We start from the raw sequence: 16,182 nt of genomic DNA, 5'->3' as shown, positions 1-16,182 counted from the left end.
GTTCAGTAGCCGTAATGCAGCCAGACCGCCTTGGTCTCGGTGTACGCGTCCAGCGCCCACGGACCCATCTCGCGGCCCCAGCCCGACGCCTTGTACCCGCCCCACGGCGCGGCCATGTCCGGGATCGGCGGCATGTTCACGAACACCGCACCCGCGCGGATCCCGTCCGCATAGCGTTGCGCGGTACGGATGTCGCGGGTCCAGACAGTCGCGGCGAGGCCGTACTGCGTGTCGTTCGCGCGGGCGACCAGTTCGTCCGGGTCGTCGTACGGCGTCACCGCCAGCACCGGGCCGAAGATCTCCTCGCGCATGATCGTCATGCTGTCGGTGACGCCCGCGAACAGCGTCGGCTGGTAGAAATAGCCGTCGCGGTCGACTTCCGAACCGCCGGTGATCAGGTCCGCGCCTTCGGATCGGCCGGTCGCGACGAGGTTCGCCACGTGCTTGCGGTGCTTGTCCGACACCAGCGGGCCGACCTGCGTCGTCTCCTCCAGACCGGGGCCGACCTGCAGTCCGGCGAGCCCGGCGGCCATCTTCTCGACGAACTCCTGCTCGCGCTTGCGGTCGACGTAGAACCGCGTGTACGCCGCGCAGACCTGGCCCGTGTTCAGCGTCGCACCGGCGAGGTTGCCCGCGACGGCCGCGTCCAGGTCGGCGTCCGCGGCGATGATGCTCGGGGCCTTGCCGCCGAGTTCGAGCGTCAGCCGCTTGAGGTTGGACTCCGCGCTCGCCGCGGTGATCAGCTTCCCGACCGCGGTGGAGCCGGTGTAGGAGACGTGGTCGACGTCGTGGTGCGCGCTCAGCATCGCGCCCACTGGACCGTCGCCCATGACCAGGTTAACGACGCCCGCTGGGATACCAGCCTGCTCGGCCAGCTGTACCAGCCGGATGCTGGTGAGCGGTGTGACCTCGCTCGGCTTGATCACCACGGTGTTGCCGGTGGCGAGCGCGGGCGCGAGCTTCCACACGAGGATCATCAGCGGGAAGTTCCACGGCGTGATCAGCGCGTTCACGCCGACCGGCTCGCGGCGCGTGTAGTGCAGGGTGTCCGGGAACGAAACCGGGTTCGTGGTGCCCTGGATTTTCGTGACCCAGCCGGCGAAATAGCGCAGGTGCTCGGCCGCGCCGGTGACGCTCACCTGCCGCGAGACGCCGATCGGCTGGCCCTGGTCGCGGGTTTCCAGCGCGGCGAGTTCCTCGTGGTGCTGCTCGACGAGGTCGGCGAGGCGGAACAGCAGTTTCGCGCGCTGCACCGGCGCGAGCCCGGCCCACTCCGGCGAGGTCAGCGCGCGGCGCGCGGCGGCGACCGCGGCGTCGACGTCGGACTGGGTCGCCGTCCCGACGTCTTCGAGAACCGTGCCGGTGGCCGGATCGCGGGTCGGGATGGGCTCCCCGCCGGCCTCGGTCCACTGACCGTCGATGAACAGGCGTGTCGCCATGGTGCTCCCTAGTCCCGATCTTCTGGTCGCTTCCGAGTATCGGCGCGCGGCGCCCGGGCGGTCTTGTCCGCGAGGGCACGCCCGTTGTCGGCGAGTGAAGACAATGCCGGGCGGAGCCAGGGGACCGGCCAGGATCAGGAGATGGACGTGATCGTGGTGGGTGCGGGCTCGGCGGGCTCGGTGGTGTGCCGGCGGCTGGTCGACGCGGGCGCGAAGGTGACGTTGCTGGAAGCGGGCGGACCGGACACGAACGCGGCGATCCACGACCCATCGCGCGCGGCGGAGCTGTGGCACGCCGCCGAGGACTGGGACTACTACACGGTGCCGCAGCCGCACGCCGGAAACCGTAGGCTGCACCTGCCGCGCGGCAAAGTGCTCGGCGGCTCGCACTCGCTGAACGCGATGATCTGGGTCCGCGGCGCGGCGGCGGACTACGACGGCTGGGAACTGCCCGGCTGGACCTGGGACGACGTGCGCCCGGTATATGAGCGGATCGAACGCGACCTGCTCGACCTGGAACAGCACGACCCGCTGCAGCCGATCCAGCAGTCCATTGTGGATGCCGCGCAGCAGATCGGGTTGCCGTTCAACGGCAATTACAACAGCGGCGTGCTCGACGGCATCTCCGTGCAACAGGTCACGATGACCGGTGGACGGCGGCGCAACACCTGGCTCTGCTACTCCGAACCGGTCGCCGACCAGATGACCGTGCGCACCGGAGCCCTGGTGCACCGCGTGCTCTTCGAAGGCGACCGCTGCATCGGTGTCCTGGCGGAGATCGACGGCGAACTGGAGCCGCTGTTCGCCGACCAGGTCGTGCTCGCCGCCGGCGCGCTGGCGTCCCCGGCGATCCTGCTGCGCAGCGGAATCGGCCCGGCCGACGACGTCGCCTCACTGGGCCTGGACGTCGTCGCGGACCTGCCGGGCGTCGGGGAAAACCTGCACGACCATCTGCTGTCGCCGGTCGTGTTCGCCACCGACCGGCGCGAGGTCGCACCGCCGCAGACCGGCCTTTCGGTGACGCAGACGCACCTGTTCTGGCGCAGCCGCCCGGGGTTGGCGGTTCCGGACACGCAACCGATCCACTTCAGCGTGCCGATGTACGAGCCGTGGATGACCGGGCCCACGACCGGGTTTTCGCTGATGGCAGGCATGATCACGCCGCAGAGCCGGGGAACGTTGCGGCTGCGGAGCGCGGATCCGTCCGAGATGCCGTTGATCGATCTGGCCGCGCTGACGCACCCGGCGGACTTCGAGAGCCTGGTCGCTTCGGTGGAGCAATGTCGGTTGATCGGCCAGGCACCGGCCTTGGCTGAGGAATGGGGCGCGCGGGAGTTGTATCCGGGGCCTGCGGATGTCCGGGAGTACGTGCGGCGCACGGCGATCACCTATCACCACCAGGTGGGCACCTGCCGGATGGGGACGGACGAGCTGGCAGTGACGGATCCGACGTTGGCGGTGCGTGGGGTGTCCGGGCTGCGGGTCGCGGATGCTTCGGTGCTGCCGCGGGTGATCAGCGGGAACACGAACGCGCCCGCGGTGCTGATGGGGGAGCGGGTGGCGGAGTTCTTGCTGGCGTGACGGCGTCGTGCGTGGTGAGCGCGGTTCTAACCGTGATTGCCACGCACGAGGCCACGCCGGGGGTGGTTGCTGGTGGGTGCGGTTCTGGACGGGTATTGTTGCCCGGCCGCTTGGCCGCCGTGCTGCCATGGTGGGGTCGCGTTATCGCGGATTCGTGCTCCTTGCCAATGCCCTGGCAGCGCAGATCTCGGCGGCGCGACTCCCCGGCGGCGTGTGCCCTGGCGGGCGCGATGCCTTGGCGTGCGATGCCCGGCGACGCGATGCCTTGGCGCGCAAACCTCCGGCGGCGCAGACCCCCTGCGGCGCAAACCTCCGGCGGCACAACGGCCCGGCGCGCAATGCCCTGGCGGCGCAGACTCCCAGCGGCGCAATGGCCCGGCGACGCGATGCCTTGGCGCGCCATGCCCCGGGCGGAACAAACCCCGGGCGGCGCAAACCCCCGCCCTCCTCTGGGGGACGGCCCTTGCCCAGTCTATCCGCCCCCACCGACAACCCCGGCCCTCGCAGCCGGGTTGTCCACAGCAAGCGCGACTTGGGGAAAATCCCGCACGCGCCGCGGAGGTCGTGCGTGGTTATCCCGCTTAGAACCGGCACAACCACGCACGACCCCGTCAATCCGGCGTCAATCCCGCGTCAATCCCGCGCGAAAACCCGCTTCCCCCCGAACCACGTCTCCCGCACCTTGATCCCGGCCAGCTCGTTCGCCGGGGTCTTGAACGGATCCTGGTCCAGCACCGCGAAATCCGCCGACTTCCCCGGCGACAGCGACCCAGTCACGTCGTCCAGCCCGCACGCCCGCGCCGAGTTCAGCGTGAACACCTGGATCGCCTCGGCCAGCGTGATCGCCTGCTCCGGCCACAGGCTCCCGGGATGCTTGCCGTACGGGTCCTGCCGGGTGATCAGGCCCTCGATGCCCTCCCAGGCGTTCGGGGATTCGCTCACCGGCCAGTCCGAGCCGCCCGCGACCAGCGCGCCGGTGTCCAGCAGGGTGCGGTTCGGCTGCATCCGCGCCGCGCGTTCGGCGGGAATCACCTGTGCGATGGCGTCCGGGATCACTCCGGGGACCCACAGGAACGGGGAGATGTCCGCCGAGACGTTGAGCGTCGCGAACCGCTCCAGGTCGTCCGGGTGGATGAACTGTCCGTGCGCGACTTGGATTTTCGTCGTGTAGTCGCCACCGGCTCGCAGGGCTCCGGCAGCGTCCAAAGTGGCCCGGACAGCCGCGTCGCCCGCGCAGTGGATCTTCGCCGAAAGCCCGGCCGAGACTGCGACGTCCAGCCAGCCCGCGAGTTCCTCCGGCGGCATCGTGGTGTCGCCGCAGAAGCACTCGTGGTGCAGGTACGGCTCCAGGAACGCCGCGGTGTGCGCGGGCGGGGTGCCGTCGAGGAAGATCTTCACGAAGTCCGGACGGTGATGCTCGCTGCGGTACGCCGCGGCGCGGTCGAGCAGCGGCTTGCCGATCGGGTCCGCGCCGAAGATCGGGTCGTTCACCAGCATCGACGACACGACCCACGCGGCCAGTTCACCAGCGTCGTCGAGGGACTTCAGCGCGGCGAGGATGTCCAGCGTGGCACCAGCGTCCTGGAACGCCGTAATCCCGTACGAGTGCAGGATTTCGATCGCCCGCCGCGACGCCTCGGCGTGCTGCTCGGCGGTGAGCGTGCGCGTGTCCCGCATCGCCCGCTCTACCGCCAAGCCCGCGGTCTCGATGAGCAAACCGGTCGGCGCGCCGCTCGTCAGGTCGCGGTGGATCGTCCCGCCCGTCGGGTCCGGAGTGGACGCGTCGATTCCGGCCAGTTCCAGCGCCCGGCTGCTCGCCCAGCGGTTGTGCCTGCTGTCCTCCATGAGCACGACCGGACGTCCGCCCGCCGCCTCGTCCAAGGCTTGCCGCACGGAGTCGTGGCCAAGCTCGGAGGCCAAAGTGGACGGCCAGGCACCGCCGACCACCCATTCGTCCGGCCCGAGCCGCGAAGACCATTCCCGTACTGCGGCGAGGATTTCCGGCAACCCCGAGCCGCTTTCCAGGCGCAGCTCGAACAATTCACGTCCGGCGAGGGCGTGATGGCTGTGCACGTCCACGAATCCCGGCAACACAAACGCGCCGCCGAGATCGAGGACCTCGGTGTCCGGACCGGCCTCGGCGGTCGACACCCGGCCGTTCTCCACCGCGAGCGAGGTCGCCCACGGCCGGTCTTCGTCCACTGTGTACACAGTGGCGTTGGTGAGAAGCAGTTCAGGCGCCACGGGTCACTGTCCAGCGGGGTCGTAGTCCGGCGAATAGGCGGTGTTGCTGAGCAGCCGGCCGTACGCGCCGAAGGTGAAGTGCGTCGGCGACTTGCCGTCCTCGCCCAGCCCGAACAGCGAACCGTGCGACCGCAGTTCCCGCACGTTCCGGTGGTCGGCCACGGTCACCGACGCGCACGGGATGACCTTCTCGCGCCAGGAGAACACGTAGATCCCGGGCCGGATCTGGTAAACGGAGTTCTCGTCGGTGTCGGCGAGCCCGCGCTCCGGACCGGAGAGGCACTGCCAGCTGTACCAGTGCGGGGTGAGGTAAACGTGCTCGTACGCGTGCTCCTCGCTGTAGACCCACTGCACGCGGCGGCCGATCAGCGCGGTGCTGGGCGCAATCTCCTCGCCGTGCGCCTCGCGGCCCTGAATGGTCGCCGGACGGAACCGTTGCGTCACCCGGGGAAGTCCGTCGCCGATCGTGCTCGTGATGACCAGCGCGCGGCCCTGGCGGACGTCCAGCAGCAGGCTGAACGAGGTTTCCGCGCCGGGGTGGAACTGCACGTAGAACAGTCCGGCGTCCACGAGGAACGTCTCGGAAGCGGTCTCGCCGGTGGCACCGTCCTCGTCCCAGGACGCGCGGCCTGCGGAGAAGCTGATCGAGAACGTGCCACCGTCGGCACAGTCCAAAGTGAACGACTGGTTGTCGAGATCGTCCACAGTGGCCGCTTTGTTGGCGTCGAAGCCGGGAGCGAGACCGTCGAGCGGGAGCCAGGTGGAGGTGTCGGACAGATTGGTCGCGGGCATGGAGCCTTCCTCAGTGTTCGCAGTGGCCGTGAGCGGCGGCGGGCAGGTCGAGTGCCGGGTTCCGGTCGCAGAACCCGTAGGGGCGCACCATGAATCCGGAGTAGTCGACCGGCATGACCGGCCAGTCCTCCGGACGCGGGATGTGCGTGGGGCCGAAGACGTGCCACAGCACGACGTCGGTGTCGCTGACGGAGCGGTCCGCCGCCGTCCACGTGGGCAGGCCGGCCCCTCCCGGGTGCGCGTTGGGACGGTCGCCCGCCGGGAAGCGTTCACCGGGCGCGTACGGCGTGACCCACAGGTGGTTCGTGGCGAATGTCGCGCGCTGGTACACCGACGATTCCGGTTGCGCCATCAGGGTTGCCGACGGCCGCGGCACGAGCTGGTAGGCGGTCGGCGCGCCAAGCCGGTTGGTGTGCTCGGTGCTGCGGACTTCCCACACCCGTGCGGTCGCCGGGTTCGCGTGCCGTTTCGCTTCCTGTTCGGTGCGCAGTTCCGTGGCCTTCCAGGTGAAGGCGTTGCCATACGGGTTGTCTTCGCCGATCGGAATCCCGACAGCGTCCACTTCGTACACCGAGTTGCGCTGGCCGTCGACGGCGAAGTCGAGCCGGGCGCAGAACAGGTGCTGGTGCACCGGAGCGAACAGACCGGGCGCGATCTCGGACGCGTGCGGCTGCGCAGACCCGGGTTCGCCGGCGCCGGAGAAGACGATGCCGGTCGCTTTGGCCTCGCATTCGATGGTGCCGTCGAGGTAGAGATACCAGAAGAAGCCGTAGTCGTAGTTGCCGATGGTGGAGATCGACGAGATCACCAGGCGACGCGAACGGCGCACCTCGGCATGGGAGTCGAGATCCGTGTGCTTCCAGAGGATCCCGTAGTCCTCCTCGTGCATGCAGATCGCGTTCGGCACGCGCACCGGCTGGCCGTGGTCGTCGGCGAGGAAGGCGTCGAAGTAGTGGATCACGCCGAGGCAGTCGCAGCCCAGGCGCAGGCTGTTGCCGTTCTTGCCGAGCAGGTATTCGCCGGCGTCGAAGTAGCTGATCCAGAACCGGCCGATTGAGGTGTCACCGTAGGGAACAACCATCTCAGGCACCGAGGCGCGATATATCACCGAGCGGTCCTGGAAGGTCAGCTGGTGCAGGGTGAGGCCCTCGCGCGCGTTGAAGCCGACGCGCAGCTGCCAGCCCTCCCACGTCACCAGCGAGCCGTCGACCTGGAAGCTCGGGCCTTCCGGCTGGGTGATCTCGATCGGCTTGAGCGTGGTCCGCGCGGGGTGGTGGCCGTAGCGGCCGGAGTCCTCCGGGACTGGGGTGTCGCCCTCGTCCTCGACGCGGAGGACGCGCTGCTCGGTGAGGTTGAGGTGCGCGACCAGGCCCTCGACCGGATGCGCCCAGGGGCTGTCGGTGCTGTCCTCGCGCAGGAAGGTGAGCGAACGGATGACCCGGCCGGTCTCGTCCTCGCGACCGAAGTAACCGGGGGCGAGCGGGGCGCAGAACGCGTGCTCGATGCGGTCGCCGAGGCCGCGGCGCCGCATCGCGGCCTGCCACTCCGGGGAGGCCTTCGTGATGGCCTCGGCCAGGTCGTATTCCTCGAAGAGATACGGCGGCTGGCCCTCGCCGCACTTCTCGTGGCTGACCAGCTCCTTGCCCGTCACCGAGACGACCGCGTCGGCCGATTCGCCGGTCGCGGTGTCGAGCAGGGTGAACTGGATCCGGCGGTCGGTCCGGGCACCGGCCAGTACGGCGGCCTTGTCCGGCTCCACCGGGAGGACCTGCGGAAACCGGGTCGTCTCGGTGATCAGCCCCTGTGCCTCCAGCACTGCCCGGCCGGCCGCGAGCTCGTCGGCGGTCAGCGGGTCAAGGGGGTGGGGGTGTGCGTTGCTCATGGTGTCCCTTCGCGCTCCTCGCCGCAGTGTTCGCGGTGGCCCGGGGGCAGCGGTAGCCGGGCTCGGGGGTCGTGCGGTCGCTGACAACAAGGATGCACTCGTCGCCAATCCCCGGAAGGGCCGTTGCTGCAGGATTGCGGAATGCGACTCGACCTTTCCGGCAAGGCCGTGCTGATCACCGGGGCGGCGTCCGGGATCGGACTGGCCTGCGCGCGGGCGTTCCTGGAGGAGGGCGCGCGGGTCGGGGTCCTCGACCGGGTCCGGCCGCCCTCGTTGCCGGGCGACGTCGTCGCGGCGCGGGCGGACCTCACCGACGAGGACCAGGTCGCCGCGGCGGTGCAGCTCGTGGCGGAGTCGTTCGGCGGGCTTGACGTGGTAGTCGGCTGCGCTGGGATATCAGGGCCGGTCGGACGGCCGCTCGCGGAGACCAGCGCCGCGGACTTCACCGCGGTCATGTCGGTGAACGTGCTGGGCCAGTTCCTGGTCGCGAAGCACGCGCGGCCGTGGCTGGGAGCCGGGAGTTCGATCGTCTTCCTGGCCAGCGATTCGGCGTTCGTGTGTGCGCCGGGGATGGTGCCCTACTGCGCGTCGAAGGGCGCGGTGGTGTCGTTGACGCGGGCGCTGTCGGTCGAGTTCGACGGGGTGCGGGTCAACTGCGTGTGCCCGTCGGTGGTCGATACGCCGATGGCGCGGGGGGATTTGGGGGACCTGCTGGACGAACCGGGATTCCCGGTGCAGGCGGCCGAGGAGGTGGCCCAGCAGGTGTTGTATCTGGCTTCCGCGCGGGCGCGGACGGTGAACGGACAGGCCTTGCTCGCCGACTTCGGCTTTTCGGCTCGGTCTGGGTTTCCTGCTTGAAAGGGATGGAATGACGATGGCAGACACGCGGGTCGTGGCGATTACCGGCGGAGGGACGGGCATTGGGGCTGCGGTTGCTCGGCGGTACGCCGGAGAAGGTGCGCAGGTCGTGGTTCTGGGCCGGCGGCGGGAACCGCTGGAGAAGGTCGCGGCGGAGACCGGCGCGCACGTGATCGCCTGTGACGCCAGCGTTCGCGAGGACGCGGAGGCGGCGATCGCGGAGATTCTCGAGAAGTACGGGCGGCTGGACGTGATCGTGGCTAATGCCGGCGGGCATGGGCTGTCTTCGGTGGTGGACACCGGGGACGAGGAGTGGGAGATCGCGCTTCGGTCCAATTTGTCCAGTGCGTTTGTGTTTTGCCGTGCGGCATTGCCTTCGCTGGTGAAGAGCGGCGGGCAGGTCGTTATTGTTTCTTCGCTGGCCGGGTTGTTCGCTGGGCCCAATGTCGCGGGGTACACGGTGGCCAAGCACGCGTTGATCGGGTTGACTCGGTCTATTGCCCGGGATTACGGCCCGCGCGGGGTGCGGGCTAATGCGGTGTGCCCGGGGTGGGTTCGGACTCCGATGGCGGATGGGGAAATGGAGCAGTTCGCTGAGGCGGCCGGATTTGACGGCGGGCATGACGAGGGGTATCGGCGGGTGACTGCTGAGGTGCCGCTGCGGCGTCCTGCCGAGCCGGAGGAAATTGCTTCTATTGTTCGGTTCCTCGGGTCTTCGGAGTCTTCGTACATCACCGGTGCGGTGTTGGTCGCTGATGGTGGGGCGCACGCGGTCGACCTGCCGACGCTGGCGTTCGAGCGGGCTGGGATGGGGTCGTAAGCACCCCAGCCTGAGCATCTCTGCTCCGTTGAGAAGTCCGTGAGGGTTCCCCTCACGGACTTCTGCATTGCCCACCAGGGTTGGTTCGCGGTGGCATGGGTCAGCTTGATTCGGCCAGTTTTCGCAGCCATTTGGTCAGCAGTTGTGTTTCCTCCGAGCCCAGGATTTCCGGGTTCGCGGCCGCGTGTTCCAGTACGCGGTGGATTTCGGAGTGCCGGTTGTCGGTGGCGGCGGTGCCGGTGATCGCGGCGATCGCGCCTTCCCGGACCGCCGTCGACAGCGGGCGGTCCTCTTCGGCGAGGATGATCTGGCGCAGCGTGACGCCGATGTTGGCCACGAGGATGTGCGCGGCTGCCTGGTCCGGCGGGACCGTCAGGCGTCCCTGGTCGGCGGCGGCTTTCGTCAGGGCTCGGAGCATCGCGCTGGGCCGTTCTTGCGCCGCGGGGGCGTGGCCGGGGTGGACCTGGCCGTACATGAGCGTGTAGAAGCCGGGGTTCGCGATCCCGAAGGCGACGTGGGCGTCCCAGCCGTCGCGCAGGTCCTGGATCGGGTCGCCGGACGGCTCGTGCGCGCCTTTTTCCGCCAGGTACAGGTCGAAACCGCGCTCGACGACCGCGTCCAGCAGGCCCTGTTTGCTGCCGAAGAAGTGGTACAGCGTCGGCATTTTCACGCCGGCTTGGGCGCAGATCGCGCGCAGCGAGATGTCCTCGCCCGGCGTCGCGGCGACCTGCTCGGCGGCGGCGTCCAAGAGCCGGGTCCGTGTATCCGCGTTCGCAATCTGTGTCACACCGCTATGGTAGCCGCTGTGTCACTGATACAGTGACGCATATCAGCGATAAAGAGATGGAGGGGTCCTCATGACCGACCACACCCTCAAGGGCAAGAACGTCCTGGTCGCCGCCGGGGCGAAGAACCTGGGCGGGCTCATCAGCAGGCAGGCCGCGCAGGCCGGCGCGAACGTCGCGATCCACTACAACTCCGAGTCGACCCGTCCGCGGGCGGAGGAGACTCTCGCCGCGGTCGAGGAGGCGGGCGGCAAGGGCGTCGTCCTCACCGGCGACCTGACCGTCCCGGCGAACGTGGCGAAGTTGTTCGCGGACGCCGAGGCCGCGCTCGGGAAGATCGACGTCGCGGTGAACACGGTGGGCAAGGTGCTGCGCAAGCCGATCGTCGAGACCACCGAGGACGAGTACGACTCGATGTTCGACATCAACTCGAAGGCCGCGTACTTCTTCATCAAAGAAGCGGGCAAGAACGTCGCCGACGGCGGCAAGATCATCACCATCGTGACCAGCCTGCTCGCGGCGTTCACCGACGGGTACTCGACCTACGCCGGCGGCAAGAGCCCGGTAGAGCACTTCACCCGCGCCGCGGCCAAGGAATTCGCCCCGCGCGGGATCTCGGTCACCGCGGTCGGGCCCGGCCCGATGGACACGCCGTTCTTCTACGGCCAGGAAACCCCGGAACGGGTGGAATTCCACAAGTCGCAGGCGATGGGCGGGCAGCTGACCAAGATCGAGGACATCGCCCCGATCGTGTCGTTCCTCGCGACGTCCGGCTGGTGGATCACCGGGCAGACTGTCTTCGCCAACGGCGGTTACACCACCCGCTGAGTTTCACCTACGACAGCAAGGGAAACGCAATGTCCGAAGTGGAGATTCCGGAACCGGTGGCGTCGTTCGTCGACGCGGTCAACCGGCACGACGACGCCGCGTTCCTCGACGCGTTCACCGAAAACGGCGTCGTGGACGACTGGGGCCGGTCGTTCACCGGACGCGCCGAGATCAAGGGCTGGAGCGACGTCGAGTTCATCGGCTCGCGCGGCGTCCTGACCCCGGAGGAGGTCACGGTCTCCGGCGACGACGGCGGCACCGTCACCGTTGTCGGGGATTGGCGCAGCAAGCACGCCAACGGACGGTCGAAGTTCGTCTTCGACGTCGACGGCGACCGGCTCGCCAAGATGACCATCCGCGAAGGCTGAACGGCCGGGGCGTGGGCGTTCCACCGCGGAACGCCCACGCCCCGGGTCAGTTGGTGCCCAGGTACGCCTGGTGCAAGGTGCCCGGGTTGTCCAGCAGCGGCTGCGACTCGCCGGTGTAGGTGACCTTGCCCGAGGAGACGACCAGGGCTTCCTGTGCGACTTTCAGCGCCAGGTGGGTGAACTGTTCCACCAGAAGGATCGCCGCGCCCGCGTTGGCGAACTCGGTTACTGCCGGGAGAAGTCTGGTGAAGACGGCGGGTGCCAGACCCAGGGACATCTCGTCGATAAGCAGGAATTTGGGCTTCGCCGCGAAGGCCCGGCCCAGCACCACCATCTGCTGCTCGCCGCCGGACAGCAGGGCGGCGGGCGAGTTCTTGCGTTTCTCCAGTTCTGGGAAGAGCGCCAGGACTTCGTCGACCCCGGCGGGGGTTTTGGCGGTCAGGCGGAGGTTTTCCAGGACGGTCAGGCTGGCGAAGACCGCCCGTCCCTGTTCCACATGCGCCAGTCCGAGCCGCGCTCTGGACACCCGGGAGTGCTTGGTGACGTCCGTGTGTCCAACGTGGATAGTCCCGGACGCCGCGGGGATCACGCCGGACAACGCTTCCAGCAGGCTGGTCTTGCCCGCACCGTTCGGGCCGACGAGGGCGGTGATCTTGCCCGGTTCCAGCGTCAGGCCGACGTCGGCGATGACTGGGCCCGCGCCGCGTGTGACGGTCAGGTTCTCGATTCGCAGCGTGCTCACAGCATCTCCGTTTCGCCCAGGTATGCCTTCAGCACCGCCGGATCGGCCAGTACCTCTGCTTGCGGACCGCTCGCCAGCACCTCGCCGAAGTCGAGCACGGTCAGGGTGTCGCAGACCGACCGGACCAGGTCGAGGTCGTGTTCGATGATCAGCACCGAGACGCCGAACCTGGCCGGAACCTGACGCAGGCGTTCGCCGAAGGCCACGTGCTCCTCGTGCGGAAGGCCCGCCGCTGGTTCGTCCAGGAGCAGCACCTGGGGCTTTGCCATGAGGTGGCCGACGACTTCGACCAACCGGCGCGCGCCCACGTCGACCCGGTCCAGCGGCGTTGCGGCTGGCGGACAGCCGAAAAACTCCAGCGCTGCAGCGACTTCGGCGGCGGGCGGGCGACGGCGAGCTACGAAGCGGACGTACGCCTCGATGGTCAAGCCCGACGGGACCCGGTCTTGCTGGAACGTTCGGCGGAGACCGGAGCGGGCTCGTTGCGTGGGGTTGCCGGTGAGCGGACGGTCGGCTAGCTCGACGGTTCCCTCGGCTTGGGGCAGGAAGCCGCTGATCGCGTCGACCAAAGTGGACTTTCCGGCACCGTTCGGCCCGATCACGCCTAGCACTCCGCCCTTCGGGACGGCTAAGTCCACTCCGGACAGTGCTTTGACTTGGCCGAAGGTGACGCTCAGTCCGCGGACCACGAGCACCGGCTCACCGGGTGGCAGGCGCGGAGGTTCTTCGCCCAGTGCGGTGATCTGGACTCCGGCGCTGGCCCTCGAACGGCGACGCCACAGTTCACGGATCGCGGTACCCAGGTTGCCGCGGCCAGCCAGAGCTTGGATGCCCAGCAAGCCGAAGATCACGTAACCCCAGTCTTGCGGGACTCCCCATCGCTTCAACAGCTCTGGTACGGCAACCCAGAGGACAGCGCCGAACACTGCCATATCAATCAGGTGTGCACCGGACATGATGGCGAGGACGTACAACGCCAGCGACTGCATCGGGGCGAAACTTGTCGGGAACGCGAACCCGACCTGCGCGGTGAGCAGACCGCCGCTGATGCCGCCCAGGGTGGCGCTGACCGCGAAAGCCGAGAGTTTCGCAGTACGGACACTGGCCCCGGCTGCAGCGGTGCCGCGCTCGGAGAACGCTACCGCGGCCCAGCTGCTGCCCCACGGACCGCGCCGGAGGAAGTGCACGAGCAACGCGCAGACGATCAGAACGATGACGCAGAGCAGGAAGTACGCGTTGTCGTCGGCGACCAAGGACGGACGATCCACCGACACGCCGTCAGTGGTGCCGGGGAACTGGATTTCCACCAGAGTGACGTCGGCGGCCGCGGCCAGACCGAGCGTCACCACCGCCAGGTTGATCCCGCGCAGACGCAGCGCCGGAAGTCCAATAAGGACACCGACGACGCCTGCCGCGAGACCGCCCAGCAGGAGCCAGAAGAGGAAGCCGCCGGGAGCGTCGGCGACGTTCAGCGCGGAGACGACCCACGCGCCGATCGCACCGAAAGTCAGCTGGCACAACGAGATCATGCCAGCGCTGCCGGTGACGACGCCCAGGCCGAGCAGGGCGATGGCGGCTACTACGACGCTCACGCCGAGGTAGGCGAAGTAGCCGTTGAGGCCGACGGTCAGGCCGATTCCGACCAGAACCGCGACCACCGCGACGACCAGTGGGGTTCCGAAGCGGGACACTGCGCCCCGGTCAGCGAGCTGCATCCCACACCTCCTTGCGCTGAGACCACACGAGCAGGCCGACGATGGCCAGGAACGGGACGAAATTCCGCACTACCGAAAGCTGGTCGACCTGCGCGAGCGCGCCCTGCAGCATGCCGAGCACCAGACCGCCGACGACGGCGAGGTCCAGCCGGCGGAACCCGCCGAGCAGGGCCGCCGCCGCGGCGGGCACGACCAGCATGGCCAGCGACGTGGCGTCGTTCGACTGGGACGGTGCGACGATCACGATGATGATGGTGCTGATCAGGCCGGTGGCGCCCCAGACCGCGGCACTGAGCCGTTTCGCGGGGATGCCTAACAGCTCAGCTGTCGTCGGGCGTTCCGACAAAGCGCGCAGTGAGATACCAACGGGCGTCTTTGTCAGGATCAGCCGCGCGGCGAAGGCGATCACCACCGCCAGCGCGACCGTCACGACGGTCACCTGGCTGATCACCACGCCGCCGACGGTGAAGGCCGGACCGGCCAGCAACGCCTGGAACGGCTGCGGTTTGTTGCCGAACAAGATGAACGACAGCGAAATCAACAGCAGCAATACCGCGACAGTCACGGCCGAGCGGGTGCCGGTGCCTGCTTCGGCCAGCCAGGTCGACACGACCCAGCCGATCAGCACGCTCAGCAACCCGCCCAGCAGCACGCCGAGCACCACTGCCAGCCATTCCGGCAGTCCACCGTGGACGGACAGGGCCACCCCGACGTAACTGCCGAACATGCCGGTGGCCGCCTGGGCGAAGTTGACGACGCGGACCAGTCGCGACATCAACGTCAGGCACACCGCCAGCACCGCGTAAAGCCCGCCGGCGGCCAGCCCGGCCAGCGCTCCCTGCACCATTGCAGTTCTCCTCTGTCCAGAGTGGATCGGGCTAGCGCCGCGGAATCCGCAGCCAGTCGGTACCGGAGATCTCCCACCGGTTCGTGCCCGTCGCGAGCTTCACCGGCCAGCCCGCGATGTTGTCGTGGTGGGTCTGCCCGGGGCCGAACACGTACGGCGTGCCGACCATCGGATCGGTGATCGGTTTCATCTCCCGCAGCGCCTTCGTCACCGATTCCCGCGTGATGTCGCCCTGCATGCCGTTCAGCACCTGCAGGAAGTATTTCGCCGCGAGGTAGCCGCCCTGGCTGAACGAGGTCAGCGGAATGTTGTTGCGGGTCATGAGATCCCGCCACTCCTTGGTGCGCGGGCTCGACGGGTCGGTGAACGGGTAGAACTCGGCGGGGACGTAAACGCCCTTGCCCGCGTCGGAAACGGCCTTCGCGTACTGTTCACTGTAGACACTCGTGAGCAGCAGCCAGGTCACATCTTTCCAACCCTGTGCCTGCGCGGCTTTCAGCTGGCCGATCGAGTCCGGCTCGACGGGGTTGACCGTCACCGCTTTGCAGCCGGCCGCGCGAGCCTTGACGATGTAGGGCGTGTAGTCGGAACCGTTGTAGGGCACGGTCGCGTCGACGTACTTCAGTTTCTTGCCGGTGATTTTCGACCATTCGTCGATGGCGGCGCGGTAGTATGGCAACGTGTTCCCGGCGATTTCCAGCAGCGCGCACATGTCCTGCAGGTGCAGTACTTCCGAGCCGTACAGCAGGGTCAGCGTCATGTCGTGGAACGGCCCGACGTTGGCCGGCCCGATGTTCGGGCTGGTGAAGCATGACGGGTCGACGCCGATGCCGGAGATGGAAAGCACCTTCTCCTGCTGGTAGTACTTGGCGTTGATCTGGCACTCGATGAGGCTGGAAGAACCGACCAGCGCCACCGCCTGATCGCCGCCGACGATTTCGCGCGCGGCGGCCGCCGCTGCTGCCGGGTCGCCCTTGTCGTCGATGGCGTGGTACTCGATCTTGCGCCCGTGCACGCCGCCCGCCGCGTTCGCCGCGTCGAAGACGGCCTTGGCGGCCTGGGAGGATTCCGGGAAGGTGGCGGGTCCGCTCAGCGCGTTGACCGAGCCGACCACGATCGGCCCGTTCGGATCGGCGGTGCCCGCGCAGCCCGCCGCGACCAGCGTGACCAGCACGGCCGGGGCGAGCGCGGGCACCGCCGATCCGAACGGGCCGAACGCCGGCTCGTATACACATCTCCGAACCCACGAGACCGAAGACGACATCGTATGGCGTCTTCTGC

General features: G+C 68.4%; 14 protein-coding genes. 5 read left to right on the top strand and 9 right to left on the bottom strand.

The window, feature by feature from the left end; genetic code table 11:
• Positions 1-2: 2 nt before the first annotated feature.
• Positions 3-1,439, bottom strand: coding sequence for an aldehyde dehydrogenase family protein (locus tag D0D37_RS04345; protein ID WP_116199206.1), 1,437 nt, complete (start codon positions 1,437-1,439; stop codon positions 3-5).
• A gap of 141 nt (positions 1,440-1,580) precedes the next feature.
• Between D0D37_RS04345 and D0D37_RS04340 the strand changes: the two genes are divergently transcribed.
• Complete coding sequence (locus D0D37_RS04340) at positions 1,581-3,020, top strand: GMC family oxidoreductase (protein ID WP_116199205.1); 1,440 nt, start codon at positions 1,581-1,583, stop codon at positions 3,018-3,020.
• A 633-nt stretch (positions 3,021-3,653) separates the two neighbouring features.
• Here the strand turns inward: D0D37_RS04340 and D0D37_RS04335 are convergent.
• Genes D0D37_RS04335 through D0D37_RS04325 form a run of 3 tightly spaced genes read right to left on the bottom strand, consistent with a single transcriptional unit; the run spans position 3,654 to position 7,938 of the window.
• Entirely contained in the window at positions 3,654-5,264 is a 1,611-nt protein-coding gene (locus D0D37_RS04335; RefSeq protein ID WP_116199204.1) for an amidohydrolase, read from the bottom strand.
• Between the two features lie 3 nt (positions 5,265-5,267).
• Positions 5,268-6,056, bottom strand: coding sequence for a molybdenum cofactor biosynthesis F family protein (locus tag D0D37_RS04330; protein ID WP_116199203.1), 789 nt, complete (start codon positions 6,054-6,056; stop codon positions 5,268-5,270).
• A 10-nt stretch (positions 6,057-6,066) separates the two neighbouring features.
• A complete protein-coding gene (locus D0D37_RS04325) occupies positions 6,067-7,938 on the bottom strand; it encodes a primary-amine oxidase (RefSeq protein WP_116199202.1) in 1,872 nt (623 codons plus the stop codon).
• 141 nt (positions 7,939-8,079) lie between these two features.
• On the opposite strand from D0D37_RS04325, the gene D0D37_RS04320 reads away from it, so the two are divergent.
• Positions 8,080-8,796 (top strand): SDR family NAD(P)-dependent oxidoreductase, encoded by a 717-nt coding sequence (locus tag D0D37_RS04320; RefSeq protein WP_116199201.1) that lies wholly within the window; start codon positions 8,080-8,082, stop codon positions 8,794-8,796.
• Between the two features lie 16 nt (positions 8,797-8,812).
• On the top strand, positions 8,813-9,616 hold the full coding sequence (locus D0D37_RS04315; RefSeq protein ID WP_116199276.1) for an SDR family NAD(P)-dependent oxidoreductase: 804 nt from the start codon (positions 8,813-8,815) through the stop codon (positions 9,614-9,616).
• Positions 9,617-9,716: 100 nt separating this feature from the next.
• Here D0D37_RS04315 and D0D37_RS04310 read toward each other — a convergent pair whose 3' ends face one another.
• Positions 9,717-10,403: a TetR/AcrR family transcriptional regulator gene (locus tag D0D37_RS04310; protein WP_116199200.1), complete on the bottom strand. Its 687-nt coding sequence runs from the start codon at positions 10,401-10,403 to the stop codon at positions 9,717-9,719.
• 70 nt (positions 10,404-10,473) lie between these two features.
• Here D0D37_RS04310 and D0D37_RS04305 point away from each other — a divergent pair, with 70 nt between their 5' ends.
• Together D0D37_RS04305 and D0D37_RS04300 are read left to right on the top strand one after the other, a co-directional pair.
• The gene (locus D0D37_RS04305) at positions 10,474-11,229 is read left to right on the top strand and encodes an SDR family oxidoreductase (protein WP_116199199.1); all 756 of its coding nucleotides are present in this window, start codon (positions 10,474-10,476) and stop codon (positions 11,227-11,229) included.
• Positions 11,230-11,258: 29 nt separating this feature from the next.
• Positions 11,259-11,597: a nuclear transport factor 2 family protein gene (locus D0D37_RS04300; RefSeq protein WP_116199198.1), complete on the top strand. Its 339-nt coding sequence runs from the start codon at positions 11,259-11,261 to the stop codon at positions 11,595-11,597.
• Between the two features lie 46 nt (positions 11,598-11,643).
• Here the strand turns inward: D0D37_RS04300 and D0D37_RS04295 are convergent, their stop codons facing one another.
• Genes D0D37_RS04295 through D0D37_RS04280 form a run of 4 tightly spaced genes read right to left on the bottom strand, consistent with a single transcriptional unit; the run spans position 11,644 to position 16,165 of the window.
• A complete protein-coding gene (locus D0D37_RS04295) occupies positions 11,644-12,339 on the bottom strand; it encodes an ABC transporter ATP-binding protein (protein ID WP_116199197.1) in 696 nt (231 codons plus the stop codon).
• A complete protein-coding gene (locus tag D0D37_RS04290; protein WP_116199196.1) occupies positions 12,336-14,054 on the bottom strand; it encodes a branched-chain amino acid ABC transporter ATP-binding protein/permease in 1,719 nt (572 codons plus the stop codon). The genes D0D37_RS04295 and D0D37_RS04290 overlap by 4 nt, the downstream gene beginning before the upstream one ends.
• Positions 14,041-14,901: a branched-chain amino acid ABC transporter permease gene (locus tag D0D37_RS04285; protein ID WP_116199195.1), complete on the bottom strand. Its 861-nt coding sequence runs from the start codon at positions 14,899-14,901 to the stop codon at positions 14,041-14,043. The genes D0D37_RS04290 and D0D37_RS04285 overlap by 14 nt, the downstream gene beginning before the upstream one ends.
• Before the next feature lie 31 nt (positions 14,902-14,932).
• Positions 14,933-16,165: an ABC transporter substrate-binding protein gene (locus tag D0D37_RS04280; protein ID WP_208719801.1), complete on the bottom strand. Its 1,233-nt coding sequence runs from the start codon at positions 16,163-16,165 to the stop codon at positions 14,933-14,935.
• Positions 16,166-16,182 lie beyond the last annotated feature (17 nt).

The sequence above is a fragment of the Amycolatopsis circi genome (assembly GCF_003385235.1).
In the GTDB taxonomy this organism is placed as follows: Bacteria; Actinomycetota; Actinomycetes; order Mycobacteriales; family Pseudonocardiaceae; genus Amycolatopsis; species Amycolatopsis circi.
This window is presented reverse-complemented; position numbering and strand designations above follow the sequence as displayed.

What these genes read in the sequence shown, in the direction of transcription:
- D0D37_RS04345 (WP_116199206.1), bottom strand. Translation starts at nt 1,439, where the DNA reads ATGGCGACACGCCTGTTCATCGACGGTCAGTGGACCGAGGCCGGCGGG.
- D0D37_RS04315 (WP_116199276.1), top strand. Translation starts at nt 8,813, where the DNA reads ATGGCAGACACGCGGGTCGTGGCGATTACCGGCGGAGGGACGGGCATT.
- D0D37_RS04330 (WP_116199203.1), bottom strand. Translation starts at nt 6,056, where the DNA reads ATGCCCGCGACCAATCTGTCCGACACCTCCACCTGGCTCCCGCTCGAC.
- D0D37_RS04285 (WP_116199195.1), bottom strand. Translation starts at nt 14,901, where the DNA reads ATGGTGCAGGGAGCGCTGGCCGGGCTGGCCGCCGGCGGGCTTTACGCG.
- D0D37_RS04305 (WP_116199199.1), top strand. Translation starts at nt 10,474, where the DNA reads ATGACCGACCACACCCTCAAGGGCAAGAACGTCCTGGTCGCCGCCGGG.
- D0D37_RS04325 (WP_116199202.1), bottom strand. Translation starts at nt 7,938, where the DNA reads ATGAGCAACGCACACCCCCACCCCCTTGACCCGCTGACCGCCGACGAG.
- D0D37_RS04290 (WP_116199196.1), bottom strand. Translation starts at nt 14,054, where the DNA reads ATGCAGCTCGCTGACCGGGGCGCAGTGTCCCGCTTCGGAACCCCACTG.
- D0D37_RS04280 (WP_208719801.1), bottom strand. Translation starts at nt 16,165, where the DNA reads ATGTCGTCTTCGGTCTCGTGGGTTCGGAGATGTGTATACGAGCCGGCG.
- D0D37_RS04300 (WP_116199198.1), top strand. Translation starts at nt 11,259, where the DNA reads ATGTCCGAAGTGGAGATTCCGGAACCGGTGGCGTCGTTCGTCGACGCG.
- D0D37_RS04340 (WP_116199205.1), top strand. Translation starts at nt 1,581, where the DNA reads ATGGACGTGATCGTGGTGGGTGCGGGCTCGGCGGGCTCGGTGGTGTGC.
- D0D37_RS04320 (WP_116199201.1), top strand. Translation starts at nt 8,080, where the DNA reads ATGCGACTCGACCTTTCCGGCAAGGCCGTGCTGATCACCGGGGCGGCG.